This window comes from Pseudomonas sp. Mb7 (assembly GCF_054790525.1).
On sequence record NZ_CP186501.1, the window covers coordinates 3,742,662 to 3,758,575 of the forward strand.

The following is a 15,914-nucleotide window of genomic DNA, read 5'->3' on the forward strand; positions in this document are numbered from 1 at the left end:
GACGAGTAAACGATGGCTGATTTACCGATCAACGACCTAAACGTCGCCTCTAACGAGACCCTGATCACTCCCGATCAGCTCAAGCGTGATATCCCTCTGAGCGATGCTGCCCTGCGCACTGTCACCAAGGGCCGCGAAGTCATTCGCAACATTCTTGATGGCACCGACCACCGTCTGTTCGTAGTGATCGGCCCGTGCTCGATCCACGATATCAAGGCTGCCCACGAATACGCCGATCGCCTCAAGGTGCTGGCTGCGGAAGTTTCCGACACCCTGTATCTGGTCATGCGCGTGTATTTCGAGAAGCCACGCACCACCGTGGGCTGGAAAGGCCTGATCAACGATCCATACCTGGACGACTCGTTCAAGATTCAGGACGGTCTGCACATCGGTCGTCAGTTGCTGCTGGATCTGGCCGAAAAAGGCCTGCCGACCGCGACCGAAGCCCTTGACCCGATTTCCCCGCAGTACCTGCAGGATCTGATCAGTTGGTCGGCCATCGGCGCACGTACCACTGAATCGCAGACTCACCGTGAGATGGCTTCCGGCCTGTCCTCGGCCGTCGGCTTCAAGAACGGCACCGACGGCGGTCTGACTGTGGCGATCAACGCCTTGCAGTCGGTCTCCAGCCCGCATCGCTTCCTCGGCATCAACCAGGAAGGTGGCGTGTCGATCGTCACCACCAAAGGCAATGCCTACGGTCACGTGGTGCTGCGCGGGGGTAATGGCAAGCCGAACTATGATTCGGTCAGCGTTGCCCTGTGCGAGCAGGCGCTGAACAAAGCGAAGATCAAGCCGAACATCATGGTCGACTGCAGCCACGCCAACTCCAACAAGGATCCGGCCCTGCAACCGCTGGTGATGGAGAACGTCGCCAACCAGATCCTCGAAGGCAACCAGTCGATCATCGGCCTGATGGTCGAAAGTCACCTGAACTGGGGCTGCCAGGCGATTCCGAAAGACCTCGCCGACCTGCAATACGGCGTGTCGATCACCGATGCCTGCATCGACTGGTCCGCTACCGAGAACACCCTGCGCAGCATGCACGCAAAGCTCAAGGATGTTCTGCCAAAACGCCAGCGCAGTTGATACACGTTTTACAGGCATAAAAAAACGCCGGGCAATGCCCGGCGTTTTTGTGTATGCGATTCAGATCTTGGCGGCGCGGCGCTGATGACGCTCCATGTAGCGCTCGACGTAGGAGCACGACGGGATCACCGTATAGCCCATTTCTTCGGCGTACTGCAGCGCGCTTTCGGTCAGCGCTGCGGCAATGCCACGGCCACGCAGGGCATTGGGCACGAAGGTGCGATAGATATCCAGGGTCTGTTTCCCCAGATCCATATAGGTCAGGTAGGCACGATGACCGTCCACATTGGTCTCGAACTGATGACCAGCCTGGTCATGGTGGATGGACAACGCCTCGCTCATCACTACTCCTCGCGGGTCTTGAATTCTGACCCCTACCTTACCGATGTTTTTCCGGCGAAGGAACATCTACGCCACCCCGTGCCTGATGGACACCGAGAAGAGCCACACCGATCTCGCGCAACCTGGCACCTGATAAATAGTAGGCACCATTGGCAAAAATGCTCAAGGTACGCTCGTCATCAAGCGGGTTGACGGGGGTTGCTCCGATGGACGCAGGGTGGGCCTGGAAGAAGATCTTGCCAAACCGGTCACCTGAACATTGCCGGATGTTGAGACTTAAGACGTGCAGCCTTTTTTAAAGTCACCTCAACATGGACAAAGATAAGCGAAGCAGCACGCAAATTCGGAACAAAAGTGTCGACGTATTCATCTAGAAAGACTTTAGCCAAGACTGCAAAAACAGCACGTGGCAACGGGAACTTTTTCGCATTAACTCGCTCAGCTCGGGGCTTGTAGCTGTATATTTTTTAAACAGCGCAGTTAAAAGTTGCTCGAAAAAGAATCAACGCCTACAATTTTTTTTGCTTCTTGCCTTACGTCAGTTTACTTACTACAAGTAATGGGTAGTATGTACGCCGGCTATTTCCTCAATCGTGAGGAGACAGCCACTTAATTGAAAGTCCTTGAAGGGGAACACGATGAACAACGTTCTGAAATTCTCTGCTCTGGCTCTGGCCGCAGTTCTGGCTACCGGTTGCAGCAGCGCATCGAAAGAAACCGAAGCACGTCTGACCGCTACTGAAGACGCAGCTGCTCGCTCCCAGGCTCGTGCAGACGAAGCTTACCGTAAAGCTGATGAAGCTCTGGCTGCTGCTCAAAAAGCACAACAGACTGCTGACGAAGCTAACGAGCGTGCTCTGCGCATGCTGGACAAAGCTAGCCGCAAGTAATAATCCTTCGGGGTTGTTATCGAGCCGACCCGATTTTTCGGGTCGGCTTTTTTGTGCCCGATGCTTTTGCCCGGGCATTAAAAAACCCGCCGGCGCTGTACGCATCGGCGGGCCTTTAACCTCGACTTACTGCTGCAAGTCGATCGGTGTACTCGAAACCATCGGGGCCGAGGCACTCGGCGTGCCGATTTCCGTTGGCAGGCCATCTTCGGCCGCGACCACATCACGCACCACATCCCAGTTCACGCGCAGGTTGCTGGTGACGTCTTCACGCTTGAGCATCGCGTTGATCACTGCGGTGTGCTTGTCGACCACAGACGGGTTGCCCTTGTCGTCGATCGGCGTGTGCGCTTCCAGATAAACCTTGCCGCCACTGCTGCCGAACTTGTAGGCATCGTTGAGGATACGCACCGACGTGCCTACCGGCACCATGCCGGCCATTTCCAGCACGTTATTGTTGAACATGCGGAAGCAGCCGTGGCTGGTACGCATGCCGATACCGAATTTCTTGTTCGAACCGTGGATCAGGTAACCCGGCGTACCCAGGGTGAACTTGAACGGGCCTAACGGATTGTCTGGGCCGGCCGGCACTACGTTTGGCAGCGGATCACCGTCTGCGGCGTGTTCAGCCTTGATCGATGCTGGAGGCGTCCAGGTCGGGTTTGGCGTTTTGGCGATGATCGAGGTGTGTGCGATTGGCGAACCCCACCCCTCGCGACCGATACCCAGCGGGAACGTGTACACCACGTTGCGGCCTTTCGGGAAGTAGTAGAGGCGGTATTCGGCAAGGTTGATAACGATGCCTTCGCGCGGGCCCGGCGGCAGAATGAAGCGGGTCGGCAAGACGATTTCAGTGCCGGCACCCGGCAACCAGGCATCGACGCCCGGGTTGGCCGCGACCATCTCCGAGTAGCCCAGATCGTACTTCGTGCCCAAATCGGCGAAGGTGTCTTCGTACTTGGCTTTGATCACCTGCACCTGACCGATGATGTCTTCACCGGGTGGTGGCAGGGGAAACTCCAATGCAGCAACGGGACCGGCCACACACAGGGCGGCAAGTGACAGGCAGCGGGTGACGGCAGGAAAGCGCGGCAACATCCGGAAAATCCTTCGCATGATCAACAAGGGTATAAGAGCGCGATTGTACACCGCACTTTGAATATTCGGGGAGCCACGCCGATGGAGCGTGCTGAATGCGAAAAGATCGCAGCCTTCGGCAGCTCCTACAGGATTACGCGAACCCATGTAGGAGCTGCCGCAGGCTGCGATCTTTTGCTCTTAAAGCTCGAAACGCAGCTCTGGCCAGATCGGCGAGGTGCCGCGCTTCTGCGATTCCAGAATCGCCCGGCACAGCGAACACAGGCGCTGATCCTGAAACACCCGGCGATCAACGCTCGACCAGCGCGGTTGTGCCGGCAGCAAGCTGCCGCACAGGGTGCGATCAGCCGAGCCACCGAGTTCGAGTTGACGGGTCACCAGATGCACCCGCACTTCCTGGCAGGCGAACAGATCCAGCTGTTCGTCAGGCTCGATCAGTTGGTAGGCAAACAGGGACCAGGCAGAACGCGACATCGGGGGCTCCAGATAAGGGGGCGCCACATTAGCCGAAAGCCTGTCCTTAGAAAAGCCTCATAACAGCGGTTTTAGCGTCGGCCAGACATTTTCCAGCAACTTGCCCTGAGCCCCGGCTGCCGGGTGCAGACCATCGGCCTGCATCAGGTCCGGATGACCGCCCACACCGTCGAGAAAAAACGGCACCAGGGGGATCTTTTTATCGTCGGCGAGTTTGCCGTAGACCTCGGCGAAGGCATCGGTGTAACGCTTGCCGTAATTGGGCGGCAGTTGCATGCCGAGCAGCAGCACCTTGGCCCCGCTCTGACGAGAGCTGTCGATCATCGAGGCAAGATTTTGTTGCAATTGAGTTGGCGGCATTCCACGCAAGCCATCGTTGCCGCCGAGTTCGAGGATCACCAGCTCAGGCTTATGCTCTGCAAGCAGCGCCGGCAGCCGTGCCTGGCCTCCGGCGCTGGTGTCGCCGCTGATGGAGGCATTGACCACTTTGTCGTCGAAACCCTCCTGTTTGAGCCGTTGTTCGAGCAACGACACCCACCCCAAGCGGGTATCCAGTCCGAAACCGGCGCTGATACTATCGCCAACGATCAGGACAGTACCCGCCGCTGCGTTCTGGGCCATGCACATCAAGGCCAGGCCAGCACTCAAAAACCACACACGCATCGGATTCTCCATGGGCGCAAGCATTCTCACCGCGAAGAACCTCAGCAAAGTGGTTCCCAGCGCGGAAGGTGAACTGACTATCCTGCACGAACTCAGCCTGGAACTGAACAAGGGCGACAGCCTCGCCATCGTCGGCGCGTCCGGTTCGGGCAAATCCACCCTCCTGGGCCTGCTCGCCGGCCTCGACTTGCCGAGCAGCGGCGAAGTCATCCTCGCCGGCCAGGGCCTGAGCAATCTTGATGAAGACCAGCGTGCACGCATTCGTGCCGAGCATGTCGGCTTCGTCTTCCAGTCCTTTCAGTTGCTCGACAGCCTCAACGCACTGGAAAACGTCATGCTGCCGCTGGAACTCGACGGCCGCAAAGATGCGCGTGACCGCGCCACCGAATTGCTCCAGCGCGTCGGCCTCGGCCAGCGCCTGACGCACTCGCCGCGCCAGCTCTCCGGTGGCGAGCAGCAACGTGTGGCCATTGCCCGCGCCTTCGCAGCCGAACCTGACGTGCTGTTTGCCGACGAACCGACCGGCAACCTCGATAGCCACACCGGTGAGCGCATCAGCGATTTGCTCTTCGAATTGAACAAGGAACGCGGCACCACCCTGGTGCTGGTGACACACGACGAACGCCTGGCCCATCGCTGCCGGCGCCTGATCCGTCTTGAAGCCGGGCTGTTGGTCGCCCCTCTGGAGCCTTGATGGCACGTTTGCCGCTGTTGCGTCTGTTCAGTCTCGCCATACGCCAACTCATGCGCGATGCCCGCGCCGGGGAATTGCGCGTGTTGTTCTTCGCGCTGGTGGTGGCGGTGGCGGCGAGTACCGCCATCGGTTATTTCGGCGCCCGCCTCAACGGCGCCATGATGCTGCGCGCGACCGAATTTCTCGGTGCCGATCTGGTGCTGGAAGGCAGCTCTCCAGCCCGTGAAGAACAGATTCGCAGCGGCACCGAACTGCGCCTGAAGCATGCGCAAGTGGTGGAATTCTCCAGCGTCATCGCCACTGACAACGGCATTCAGCTGTCGAGCATCAAAGCCGTCGACCGCGCCTATCCGTTGCGCGGCGAACTGAAGAGCGCGCCAGCGCCTTTCGCCACTGAAGAAACCGGCGGTGAACCGCAACCCGGCGAAGCCTGGGTCGAGGCACGCCTGCTGACCGCGCTGGATCTGAAAATCGGCGACAGCATCGATGTCGGCATGAAGACATTGAAAATGACCCGCGTGCTGACCTACGAACCGGATCGCGCCGGCAACTTCTATAGCCTTACGCCGCGGGTCATGATCAACCTCGACGACCTCGCGGCCACCGGCGTGGTACAGCCCGGCAGCCGCGTGAGTTACCGCGAACTGTGGCGCGGTGAACCGCAGGCGCTGGAGACTTATCGGCAACTGATCAAACCCGGGCTCGCCGCGAACCAGCGGATTCAGGACGCCCGCGATGGCAACCGGCAGATTGGCGGTGCACTCGGTAAGGCTGAGCGTTATCTGAACATGGCCAGTCTGGTCGCCGTACTGTTGGCCGGGGTCGCAGTGGCGTTGTCGGCTAACCGTTTTGCCAGTCGCCGCTTCGATGCCAGCGCCTTGCTGCGCTGCCTCGGTCTTTCGCGCCGGGAAACCATGGTGCTGTTCAGTTTGCAGTTGACCGTGCTCGGCTTGTTCGCCGCGCTCAGTGGAGCGTTGCTCGGCTGGTTGGCCCAACTGGGCCTGTTCGCGCTGCTGCATGATTTGTTGCCAAGCGACGTGCCACCGGGCGGTCTGTTTCCAGCCATCGCCGGGATCGGCACCGGGCTGGTGGCCTTGGCCGGTTTCGCTTTACCGCCGCTGGCCGCACTGGGTCGTGTGCCACCGTTACGTGTATTGCGCCGCGACATGCTGCCGATTCCGTCGAGCACCTGGATGGTTTACGGCGCCGCCCTGGGTGCGCTCGGCCTGATCATGTGGCGCCTGAGCCTCGATCTGCTGCTGACATTCGCTCTGCTCGGCAGTGGCGTGGTTGCCGCGTTGGTGTTGGGCGGTCTGCTGTTGTTGCTGCTGCAAAGCCTGCGGCGGATGCTCGCCCGTGCTTCGCTGCCGTGGCGGTTGGGTCTGGGCCAGTTGCTGCGCCATCCCTTGGCAGCGGCTGGTCAGTCGCTGGCATTCGGTCTGATTCTGCTGTCGATGGCTTTGATTGCCCTGCTGCGCGGCGAATTGCTCGACACCTGGCAAAACCAGTTGCCGAAAAATGCGCCGAACTACTTTGCTCTGAACATCCTGCCAGCAGACAAACAGGCGTTCACCGATCATCTGATCAAAGTGTCCGCGCAAGCCGCGCCACTGTATCCGGTGGTGCCGGGACGGCTGATCAGCATCAACGGCGACGCCGTGCAGCAAATCGTCAGCAAGGATTCGGCGGGCGACCGCGCCATTCAAAGAGATTTGAGTCTGACCTGGGCCGCTGACTTACCGGCGGGCAACAAGCTCACTTCGGGTGAATGGTGGAAGGATCAGCCGACCGACGATGTTCCCGGCGTATCGGTGGAAGGCAAAGTCGCCGAAAGCCTCAAGCTCAAACTCGGCGATCACATGGTGTTCAGTGTCGGCGGCGTCAATCGCGAGGCGAAGGTCACCAGCCTGCGCGAAATCAACTGGGACAACTTCCAGCCGAACTTCTTCATGATCTTCCAGCCCGGCACATTGAAGGATCTGCCGGCGACTTACCTGACCAGCTTCTATCTGGCGCCGGGCCATGACCAGCAGATCGTCGAACTGTCGCGTACCTTCCCGGCGGTGACCATTCTTCAGGTAGAAGCGCTGCTCGAACAGCTGCGCAGCATCCTCGCCCAAGTCACTTTGGCGGTCGAATATGTGCTGTTGTTTGTGTTGGCAGCGGGTATGGCCGTGCTGTTTTCCGGTTTGCAGGCAACGCTGGATGAACGTATCCGCCAAGGTGCGCTGTTGCGTGCATTGGGCGCGGAACGGCAGTTGCTGATCAAGGCGCGGCGCATCGAATTCGGCCTGCTTGGTGCAGTCAGCGGATTACTCGCCGCGATCGGCTCGGAAGTGGTGAGTCTGGTGTTGTATCGCTACGCGTTCGATCTGCCGTGGCACCCGCATCCGTGGTTGCTGGTGCTGCCATTGATTGGCGCGGCGTTGATTGGTGGCGCCGGCGTGTTCGGTACGCGCCGGGCACTCAATGCAAGTCCACTGACAGTGTTACGTGAGGGTTGATAGACTCAAGCGGTCTTAATCACAAGAAGTTGCCATGAGCCGTTATCGCCCTCCCCGCACCGCCGGCACCGCGCTGATCACCCCTGAAGGTGAAGCGCGGATGCGCGCCGAATTCCATGAGTTGTGGCATGTGCGCCGCCCGCAAGTGACGCAATCGGTCAGCGAGGCCGCGGCTCAAGGCGATCGCTCGGAGAACGCCGAGTACACCTATGGCAAGAAGATGCTGCGCGAGATCGACAGTCGCGTGCGCTTTCTGACCAAACGTCTGGAAGCGTTGAAAGTCGTCAGTGAAAAACCCAGCGATCCGAACAAAGTCTACTTCGGCGCCTGGGTGACCATCGAAGACGAAGACGGCAAGCAATCGCGCTACCGCATCGTCGGCCCCGATGAACTGGATCTGAAACTGGGCCTGATCAGCATCGACTCGCCACTGGCCCGCGCCTTGATCGGCAAGGCGCTGGATGCAGAAGTCCGGGTGCAGACGCCGACCGGCGAGCAGTTCGTTTACATCGTCGCCATCGACTATCCGTAAAGCGAATCAGCGGCGGGTGATCAGGCCCTGCCGCGCAACGCGGACCAGTTGCTTGATCATCTCCGGCGCATCTTCAGCGCTCGGTGTCTGAATCACCGCGAGATCAAAACTGTCACTGGCAAAACGTGACAGCGACTCGCCGTCTTCAACGAACTGGATCAGGAACGCGGCAGGACCGCCACTGCGCCGTGGCCAGCCATCGAGATAACGCAGCAGCGTTGGCTGATGTTTGCCGCCAAGAAGGATTTTCGGGTTGCGCTGGGTGATATGCGCCGTGATCGGTGCGGGACGTGCTGGAGGGCGTAGTGCATTCATCGTGTCGTGTCTCTGCCTCAAAAGTCTGCATGGCAGGTGAGAGGCAACACCGAACCAGCGCTTTAGCGGTATTTCGAAGCCCTGTTCCGGCTTCTGACGGCAACTGTTTAAGTCACCTGGCGCCCCGCAAGTAGCTGTTTAAATCGGCGCATGGGCAACATCCTAGAGAACGTGACCGATCAGTGTCAAGAATCAGCCGCAACAAAAAAAGGCCCGCACAATGCGGGCCTGTTCCTTGAGCCAGAGCGCTTAACCGGCGATGGCGCGATCCACCGAGAGCTTGCCGGCGCCTTCGATCAGGACGGCGAGGCTGCCACCGAGCAGAGCCAGGGCGAACTCGTAACCGTTGTTGGCCATAAACAGACCGTTGCTGATATGTACGGTGAAGATCGCCACCAGCGACAGGAAGGTCAGGCCCAATGCTGCCGGACGCACCAGCAGGCCAATGATCAACGCCAGGCCAGCGAAGAACTCAGTACCGCCCGCCAATGTGGCCATCAGGTAGCCCGGGTGCAGACCGATGCTGTCCATGTACTGCGCCGTGCCTGCCAGACCATAACCACCGAACAGACCGAAAAGTTTTTGCGAACCGTGAGCCGCGAAGATCACGCCGACAGCGATGCGCAGGATGGTCAGACCGTAGCCAGCGCGAGTGAACAGTACTTTGTTGATCAGAGAGCTCATGGGCATTCCTTGTTTTTGCGAGAAGTTGTGTGTGTTGGTTGGCCGCTATATTAATCAATAAATTTCATGTTAAAAGCGCAAATATTTCGCCATAACAATCAGTTTATTAGATCATTTACGTGAGACGACTTTTTGTGCCCCGGGCTCCAACGACTCCCGCTCCCGGTCGAACGCCAAGTAATACTTGTTCACGCTATTAACATAGCTGACCGGCCCCATTCCTACCTGCTCCATGGCGATGCGCTCGACCTGGAAGAACCACTGGTTGGGATTCAACCCGCGCCGCCGGGCCTCTGCGCGCATGCCCTGCACGCGCTCGGGGCCGATGTTGTAGGCCGCCAACGTGAAAGCCATGCGTTCACGCTCATTAAGCTTGGGACTGTTGAAAAACTTGCGGCGGATCATCGCCAGGTACTTGGCCCCGGCCTGCACATTCGCATCGAGATTCTGAATGTTGTTCACGCCGACTCGCTGAGCGGCAGAAGGCGTGATCTGCATCAGCCCGGTCGGACCACTGCCGCTGCGGGCATTGGGTTGCAGGCGTGACTCCTTAAACGCCAGTGCGGCCAGATTCAGCCAGTCCATGTTCTGCGCGTCGGCATGCTTTTGCAGGGTCGGGCGCAGTTTTTCCAGACGCTGGCGATCAGCCTTGGCCAAGGGATAGTGGACTTGATAGAGACGACGATAGATGCGCAAAAACGCCGCATCTTCATTGGATGGCTTCTTGTAACCGCCGAGAAAGCGATCGATGCTCGCGCGCAACATCGAGGCATCGCGGCGTACGAACCAGTACTCCTCGCCCGGCTCGCTGATTATCAGTTGCCGGTCAAAACGCAGCTTCGGCAAGATCTTGCCCCAGCGCTCGGCGATAGGTTGCTCGACGATGGTCAGGTGGAAAATGCCACCCTGAACCATCTCCAGCACGTCTTCGACCGCCAGGGTCGGATCGACCCATTCGATCTTGATCGGCGCCAGTTTGTGCAACGCCAGTTTCTGATTGAGCTGACTGACCGCCTCCCCCGCCGCACTGCCGGTGGGCAACGCCAGGGTTTTGCCGGAAAGCTGCTCGACCTTGGTGTAGCGCCGCTCGCCCTTGATCCCGACCAACACCAGCGGCACATTGCTGGCAATCGGTTCGCTGCTGGCTACGGCATAGCCCGGTTGCAGATCGAGCAATTCACCCGGCGCGACCAGATCACCTTCGCCACGTTGCAAGGCGCCGAGCAGTTGATCCTTGGCTTTGGGAATGATCTTGAGGGTGACTTCCTGACCATCGCGGGCGTGGCCATTGAGGTATTGCTCGAAGGCGCGCAGGCGATGGTATTCGACGCCGATGGCCTGGCCCTGGACTTCGCCGGAGCTGTTGCGGCTCTGATTGACCAGTACGCGCAACACGCGGCTGCTGCGAATCTCGGACAAGTCACGCACCTTGGCCGCCGGCACGGCTTGCAGTGGCCCGGGCAGGCGCGCGACCGCCGTCATCGGCAGTAGCAGCGAGCCACACAACAGGAGCAAAACCGAGGGACGAACCATCCACTCTCCGGAAAGAATACGGGGCGATTTCATCTTTAAAAGGTCGAAATCACCGACGAAAACAGAGCGCCATGAGCGCTGGCAACGTGCGAGAGACTGGCACAGTAATGGCACTTCTACCAAACCGGTCTGCGTCGCGGCATCAACAGACAGCTATAACTCGTTGTAGTTCTTGGCTTTTCTTATGAATCTACAGCTCTGGTATGCTTTCCGGCCTTCGGCCCGAGGTAGCAACCATGCAACTCATCGATATCGGCGTCAACCTGACCAACCCCAGTTTCGCCGACAAACATCAGGCCGTACTCGAGCGCGCCTATGCCGCGGGCGTATGCCAACTGGTGCTGACCGGCACCAGCGTCGAGGGCAGCGAGCAAGCCCTGGAGCTGTGCCAGCAACTCGATGAAAGCGGCCAGCGCCTGTTCGCCACCGCCGGTATTCATCCGCATTCGGCCAGCGACTGGAACGCAGACAGCGCGCGCCGCCTGCGCAATTTGCTGAAAGAATCCAATGTCGTCGCGGTAGGCGAATGCGGGCTGGATTTCAACCGGGATTTCTCCCCGCGCCCACAGCAGGAAAAAGTCCTTGAGGAACACTTGGCGCTAGCCGTTGAACTGCAAATGCCAGTGTTCCTGCACGAGCGTGATGCCAGCCAGCGCCTGCTGGAAATCCTCAGAGACTTCCGCGATCAATTACCCGCCGCTGTAGTGCATTGCTTCACCGGCGAGCAAAAAGCCTTGTTCAGCTATCTCGACCTGGATCTGCATATCGGCATCACCGGCTGGATCTGCGACGAGCGCCGTGGCACGCATTTGCATCCGCTGGTGAAAGAGATCAAACGCGGGCGCTTGATGCTGGAAAGTGACGCGCCTTACTTGCTGCCGCGCTCCTTGCGACCAAAACCGAAAAACGGCCGCAATGAGCCGGCGTATCTGACTGAAGTGCTGCGTGAAGTAGCGTTGCATCGTGGCGAAACCGAGGAAGATCTGGCGGCGCACACCACCGCGTGCGCCCGCGCGTTCTACAACCTTCCCGCATTGGCGTAAGCCACAAAAGATCGCAGCCTTCGGCAGCTCCTACAGGGCATACGCCATCCCAATGTAGGAGCTGCCGAAGGCTGCGATCTTTTGATCTCTTGACCCACATCAAATCGAGCCTTCTGCATAGCGGCACAATAATGGCACCTTGCCAAAACTGTTTCCGCTATCAGAGAAGACCTCCATGGGTGCCTGGCTTAGCAATATCTCGCTGAAATACAAATTCTGGGCGGTCAATGCGGTCGCCTTCGTCACCACCCTGCTGCTGGTGCTGTACGCCGTGCAACTCGAACAACAGGCGCGCAGTCACGCATCACAGGCCTCGGCGCAAGCCCAAGCACAACTGCTTAAAGCCTGGCCGGTCGGTCAGCCATTGCCCAAAGCCGATCAGGTGTTGACCTTCAAACGCGGCGAAGCACCGCGCCTGAACGATCAACCCTTGCTGGAAATCACGGAAAGCAACGGCTGGAACGAGATCAATCACCTGCCGCTGTTCGGCGAAAATCCGTTGATGGGCGCCGAAGTGTTCAGCCGCGCCGATGGCCAGCAGGTTGCGGTGATTGCCTATGGTCCGAGCCTGAGCCAAGTGTTCAGCGAACGTTTCGCCAACTATGCGGTGGCGGTGTTCATCCTGATGTTCGCCATGCTGTGCGCCTCGCAACTGTTAATCCGCTTCCTGCTCAGCCAGCTCAACACCTTGAAAGACGTGATGCTCCACGTCGAGAAAAGCGGCGATCTCTCGGCCCGTGTGCCGCTGGCCGGCAAAGACGAAGTCGGGCAGATGGCCAATGCGTTTAACGCGATGCAGGCCGGTTACCAGCGCGTTGTGACGACCGTCGCCAACACCGCGCGGCAACTGGATGTCGGCGCGGCACGGCTAGCGTCGAGCATGAACGAAGTGCGCCACGGCATGCTCGGCCAGCAGAGCGAAACCGATCAGGCCGCCACCGCGATCAACGAAATGACCGCCACCGTTTACCACATCGCCCAGCACGCCGGCGCCACCCGCGACCTGTCGCAGACCGCCGATGGCCTCGCCGGCAGCGGTCAGCAAGTGGTCGCGCGGGTGCAGCAGTCGATTGCCGGACTCTCCAGCGGAGTGCAGCAGACGGCCGAGATGATTCAACGGCTGGCCGAGGACAGTCAGAAGATCAACGGCGTGGTCAGCGTGATTCACAGCATTGCCGAGCAAACCAACCTGTTGGCACTGAACGCCGCCATCGAGGCGGCCCGCGCCGGTGAGATGGGCCGCGGCTTTGCGGTGGTGGCCGATGAGGTGCGCAACCTGGCCAAACGTGTGCAGACCTCGACCGACGAGATCACCACGATGGTCTCGGCCTTGCAGGCCGGCACTCGCGATGCGGTGGATTTCATGCAGGAAAGTTCGTACAAGGCCGACGATTGTGTGCAGCAGGCGCAGGAGGCTGGTGCGGCGCTGGCGGAAATCACCGGCGCGGTGGCGCAGATGCGTGAAAGCAATACGCAGATTGCCGTGGCAGCGGAGCAGCAAAGTCAGGTCGCCGAGGAGATGAACCGAGCGGTGGTGAGCATTCGCGATGTGACCGAGAACACGGTGCAGCAGACTGTGGATTCGGCGACCACGAGTAATGAACTGGCGACGTTGGCCGGGGAATTGAGCAAGGCGATCGGTCAACTGAAACTCTGATGCCCCCTTCGCGAGCAGGCTCGCTCCCACAAGGGGATTTGTGTGCGCACCGATCCAATGTGGGAGCGAGCCTGCTCGCGAAAGCGTCAGCCCCGGCAACATCGAATCTTGCGATGACGCCTATCACTTCAATAGCCAACCTTGATTCGCCGCCCTCCGTGCCCAGGCCTATTCTTCAACCATGTGTTCAACAAGGATCGAGGAGTAGAAAACATGGGCAAACGTCATCCCAACCTTCCCGCGTGGCAATGGCGCGCGTACCCGGGCAATCATCAGCATCCGACCAATCTGGTGCTGCACCTGATTGCCGTGCCGTTGTTTATCGTCGCGTTTCTGCTGATCGTCTCCGGGGTATTCAGCCTGAGTCTGGCCAGTGTGGCCATCGGCGTGATCGGCATCATCGCGGCGCTGGGTTTGCAGCGCCACGGCCACAGCCTGGAGGCGCAAGCCTCCGAGCCGTTCAGTGATCGTAAAGATGCGATGTCGCGTTTACTGGTCGAGCAGTTCCTGACCTTCCCGCGCTTCTTTCTCAGTGGCGGCTGGTGGCGCGCCTGGCGTGAACGCCACCGTCGGCATTGAGTCAGGCGAAAATCGTAACGGTTTGGCGACTCATCGCAATCAACTCTCCTTCCGCGCTCCACAACTTGGCGGCGACATGGCCGTAGCCGTCGGCGGCGTATTCGATATCGGCGAGATACTGACACCAGTCCAGCGTGCTCAAATCGTGTAGCGGCTGCACGAATTCGATGGTCCAGGTCAGCGTGCTACCCGGTGCCGGCCTCTTCAGATATGGCAACAGCGCGGGCGGCCACGCGTCCACCAGGGCCAGCAGATGCGCCTCGTTGACCGGTTCTTCTTTGACATCTCCGCGTAACCGCACCCAGCCGCCCATCAGCCGCGATTGCGTGCCGGTGAACGGCATGCCGCCGACGCTCCAGCGCATCGCCAAATGACGCATGAATTCTGGGGTCACGCCTTTGATGTAAGGCAACTCCTGGCATTCGTCCCAGTGCTTCATTGATGGCGCCGGATAGGCTTCGACTGCCACCTCCGACGGCCGCGAAGCACCGAAGCTGCCTTGAACGATCGTTACCACCTGACCATTCTGCATCGCCCGGCCCATGACCTGGCTGACGGCCTTGCCTTCGCGCAGTACATCGACTTCGAAACTCACCGGGACTTCAGGCTCGACCGGGCCGACAAAGGTGATCGCCAGCGAACGCACCGGGCGATCTGCCGGGACTTTCGCGCGCATGGCTTCGTATTGCAGCGCAGCCACCAGACCACCGAAACTGGCACGGCCCTGGCCCCATTCGGCAGGGATCGTCAGTTCCGGTTGGCGGCGGACCGCCTCAAGCAGATCGCTAAAGCGCATGGCAACCTCAGAAAACAAGAAAGGAATGCAGGGATCTTAACCAGACCTGCAGAGCGCCGCAGCGTCTATTCCGGTCAAATGGGCTGACAGAAAGGCCTTAGCGTATTTCAAATACAGACACAAAACCCTGTAGGAGCTGCCGAAGGCTGCGATCTTTTGATCTTGTTGTTAAAAATCAAAATCAAAAGATCGCAGCCTTCGGCAGCTCCTACAGGGGATATCGCGGGGCTAAAGTTATTTGAAGCAGGCTGAACTGAGTTTTTCCAGCACGCGATCAGCCTTGCTTTCGGCTTTGATCATGGTCGCCTGCCAAGTGGCGACACAGGGCTGCAGATCCGCCTCAAGCTCAGCCTTCGCCAGCCACTGCCAGCAATCGTGCCAGTCGCCCAGCGCGCCTTGGGCAGACTTGAGGCGAGCCAGCGCCGCCTCGGGCAAGCGATCCAGTTCGGGATAGGCGTCGATGCCGTAGCGCACGCGCTTGATCAACAGGCGCAGGCGATGACGGTCGTGAGCGGGATCGTGCAGCGCCTCGTCGAGTTTCTGCCATTGCTTGCCCAAGCGTTTTTCGATGCGTTTGTCCAAGCCCTTGAGCAAGCCCTGACGCTGAGACGCGCGCAGAAATCGCGGGAAAGCGTCGAGAATCATCAACAGCGAAGCCACCTCGGCGCTCGCCGCCAGCGCCGGATAGGCCTCGGCCATTTGCGCCATGCGCCGTTGCGCGGCCTCAGGCTGATCATGCAGGAGCAGATACGCCGCGAGCACTTCGCGATCGCGCCACGGCGTGGTCAATTGGCCGACCGCCGAGGCGGCATCTTCCAGTTGCTCGACCCCGGGCAAACCGCGCAGTGGCCGCAACAGACTGCGCAAGCGCCGCACTGTGGTGCGCAGATCATGCAGCGCCTCGGGGTCGGTCCGTGCAGTGAGCCGTGCCTGACAGGCTAGCAGGCGCACTTCCAGACTCAGGACATGAGCCACCAACCGGTCAACCAACGCAGACATCACTTGCTCCTGATTCAAATGG

17 protein-coding genes are annotated in these 15,914 nt (G+C 59.6%); 8 read left to right on the top strand and 9 right to left on the bottom strand.

Going from position 1 to position 15,914, the window contains the following annotated elements; genetic code table 11:
- Window positions 1-12 precede the first annotated feature (12 nt).
- Complete coding sequence (locus tag ACOYXH_RS16785; protein WP_007908583.1) at window positions 13-1,089, top strand: 3-deoxy-7-phosphoheptulonate synthase; 1,077 nt, start codon at window positions 13-15, stop codon at window positions 1,087-1,089.
- Window positions 1,090-1,149: 60 nt separating this feature from the next.
- On the opposite strand, the gene ACOYXH_RS16790 is transcribed toward ACOYXH_RS16785, so the two are convergent.
- Window positions 1,150-1,431 carry a GNAT family N-acetyltransferase gene (locus ACOYXH_RS16790; protein WP_003226804.1) on the bottom strand — a complete coding sequence of 94 codons (282 nt, stop codon included), beginning with the start codon at window positions 1,429-1,431 and terminating at the stop codon, window positions 1,150-1,152.
- Window positions 1,432-2,069: 638 nt separating this feature from the next.
- Here ACOYXH_RS16790 and oprI point away from each other — a divergent pair.
- A complete protein-coding gene (gene oprI, locus ACOYXH_RS16795; RefSeq protein ID WP_003199355.1) occupies window positions 2,070-2,321 on the top strand; it encodes an outer membrane lipoprotei OprI in 252 nt (83 codons plus the stop codon).
- 126 nt (window positions 2,322-2,447) lie between these two features.
- Here the strand turns inward: oprI and ACOYXH_RS16800 are convergent, their stop codons facing one another.
- The 3 genes from ACOYXH_RS16800 to ACOYXH_RS16810 all read right to left on the bottom strand — a co-directional run bounded on the left by ACOYXH_RS16800 (window position 2,448) and on the right by ACOYXH_RS16810 (window position 4,556).
- Entirely contained in the window at window positions 2,448-3,419 is a 972-nt protein-coding gene (locus ACOYXH_RS16800) for a L,D-transpeptidase family protein (protein ID WP_093435185.1), read from the bottom strand.
- A 180-nt stretch (window positions 3,420-3,599) separates the two neighbouring features.
- Entirely contained in the window at window positions 3,600-3,893 is a 294-nt protein-coding gene (locus ACOYXH_RS16805) for a hypothetical protein (RefSeq protein ID WP_007908575.1), read from the bottom strand.
- Window positions 3,894-3,950: 57 nt separating this feature from the next.
- Entirely contained in the window at window positions 3,951-4,556 is a 606-nt protein-coding gene (locus ACOYXH_RS16810) for an arylesterase (RefSeq protein ID WP_016985507.1), read from the bottom strand.
- A 10-nt stretch (window positions 4,557-4,566) separates the two neighbouring features.
- On the opposite strand from ACOYXH_RS16810, the gene ACOYXH_RS16815 reads away from it, so the two are divergent.
- From ACOYXH_RS16815 to greB, 3 genes are read left to right on the top strand one after another with little or no spacing between them, the layout of a single operon-like run.
- Complete coding sequence (locus ACOYXH_RS16815) at window positions 4,567-5,250, top strand: ABC transporter ATP-binding protein (RefSeq protein ID WP_220556660.1); 684 nt, start codon at window positions 4,567-4,569, stop codon at window positions 5,248-5,250.
- Window positions 5,250-7,754 (top strand): ABC transporter permease, encoded by a 2,505-nt coding sequence (locus ACOYXH_RS16820; RefSeq protein ID WP_460409824.1) that lies wholly within the window; start codon window positions 5,250-5,252, stop codon window positions 7,752-7,754. Before ACOYXH_RS16815 ends, ACOYXH_RS16820 begins: the two co-directional genes overlap by 1 nt.
- Window positions 7,755-7,788: 34 nt before the next feature.
- Window positions 7,789-8,286, top strand: a complete 498-nt coding sequence (greB, locus tag ACOYXH_RS16825; RefSeq protein WP_003226818.1) for a transcription elongation factor GreB — start codon at window positions 7,789-7,791, stop codon at window positions 8,284-8,286.
- A gap of 6 nt (window positions 8,287-8,292) precedes the next feature.
- Here the strand turns inward: greB and ACOYXH_RS16830 are convergent, their stop codons facing one another.
- The 3 genes from ACOYXH_RS16830 to ACOYXH_RS16840 form a co-directional block, all read right to left on the bottom strand.
- Window positions 8,293-8,601: a hypothetical protein gene (locus ACOYXH_RS16830; RefSeq protein ID WP_093435191.1), complete on the bottom strand. Its 309-nt coding sequence runs from the start codon at window positions 8,599-8,601 to the stop codon at window positions 8,293-8,295.
- 249 nt (window positions 8,602-8,850) lie between these two features.
- Complete coding sequence (locus ACOYXH_RS16835; RefSeq protein WP_007908568.1) at window positions 8,851-9,285, bottom strand: DoxX family protein; 435 nt, start codon at window positions 9,283-9,285, stop codon at window positions 8,851-8,853.
- A gap of 111 nt (window positions 9,286-9,396) precedes the next feature.
- Window positions 9,397-10,818, bottom strand: coding sequence for an MltF family protein (locus tag ACOYXH_RS16840; RefSeq protein ID WP_095048524.1), 1,422 nt, complete (start codon window positions 10,816-10,818; stop codon window positions 9,397-9,399).
- A 236-nt stretch (window positions 10,819-11,054) separates the two neighbouring features.
- On the opposite strand from ACOYXH_RS16840, the gene ACOYXH_RS16845 reads away from it, so the two are divergent.
- From ACOYXH_RS16845 to ACOYXH_RS16855, 3 genes are all read left to right on the top strand, one after another.
- Window positions 11,055-11,861: a TatD family hydrolase gene (locus ACOYXH_RS16845; protein WP_095125143.1), complete on the top strand. Its 807-nt coding sequence runs from the start codon at window positions 11,055-11,057 to the stop codon at window positions 11,859-11,861.
- Between the two features lie 175 nt (window positions 11,862-12,036).
- The gene (locus ACOYXH_RS16850) at window positions 12,037-13,518 is read left to right on the top strand and encodes a methyl-accepting chemotaxis protein (protein WP_095048526.1); all 1,482 of its coding nucleotides are present in this window, start codon (window positions 12,037-12,039) and stop codon (window positions 13,516-13,518) included.
- Between the two features lie 213 nt (window positions 13,519-13,731).
- A complete protein-coding gene (locus ACOYXH_RS16855) occupies window positions 13,732-14,097 on the top strand; it encodes a DUF962 domain-containing protein (protein ID WP_095048527.1) in 366 nt (121 codons plus the stop codon).
- A gap of 1 nt (window position 14,098) precedes the next feature.
- Here the strand turns inward: ACOYXH_RS16855 and ACOYXH_RS16860 are convergent, their stop codons facing one another.
- On the bottom strand, window positions 14,099-14,893 hold the full coding sequence (locus ACOYXH_RS16860; protein WP_093435202.1) for an acyl-CoA thioesterase: 795 nt from the start codon (window positions 14,891-14,893) through the stop codon (window positions 14,099-14,101).
- A 234-nt stretch (window positions 14,894-15,127) separates the two neighbouring features.
- A complete protein-coding gene (locus ACOYXH_RS16865) occupies window positions 15,128-15,892 on the bottom strand; it encodes a CHAD domain-containing protein (RefSeq protein ID WP_220556665.1) in 765 nt (254 codons plus the stop codon).
- Window positions 15,893-15,914 lie beyond the last annotated feature (22 nt).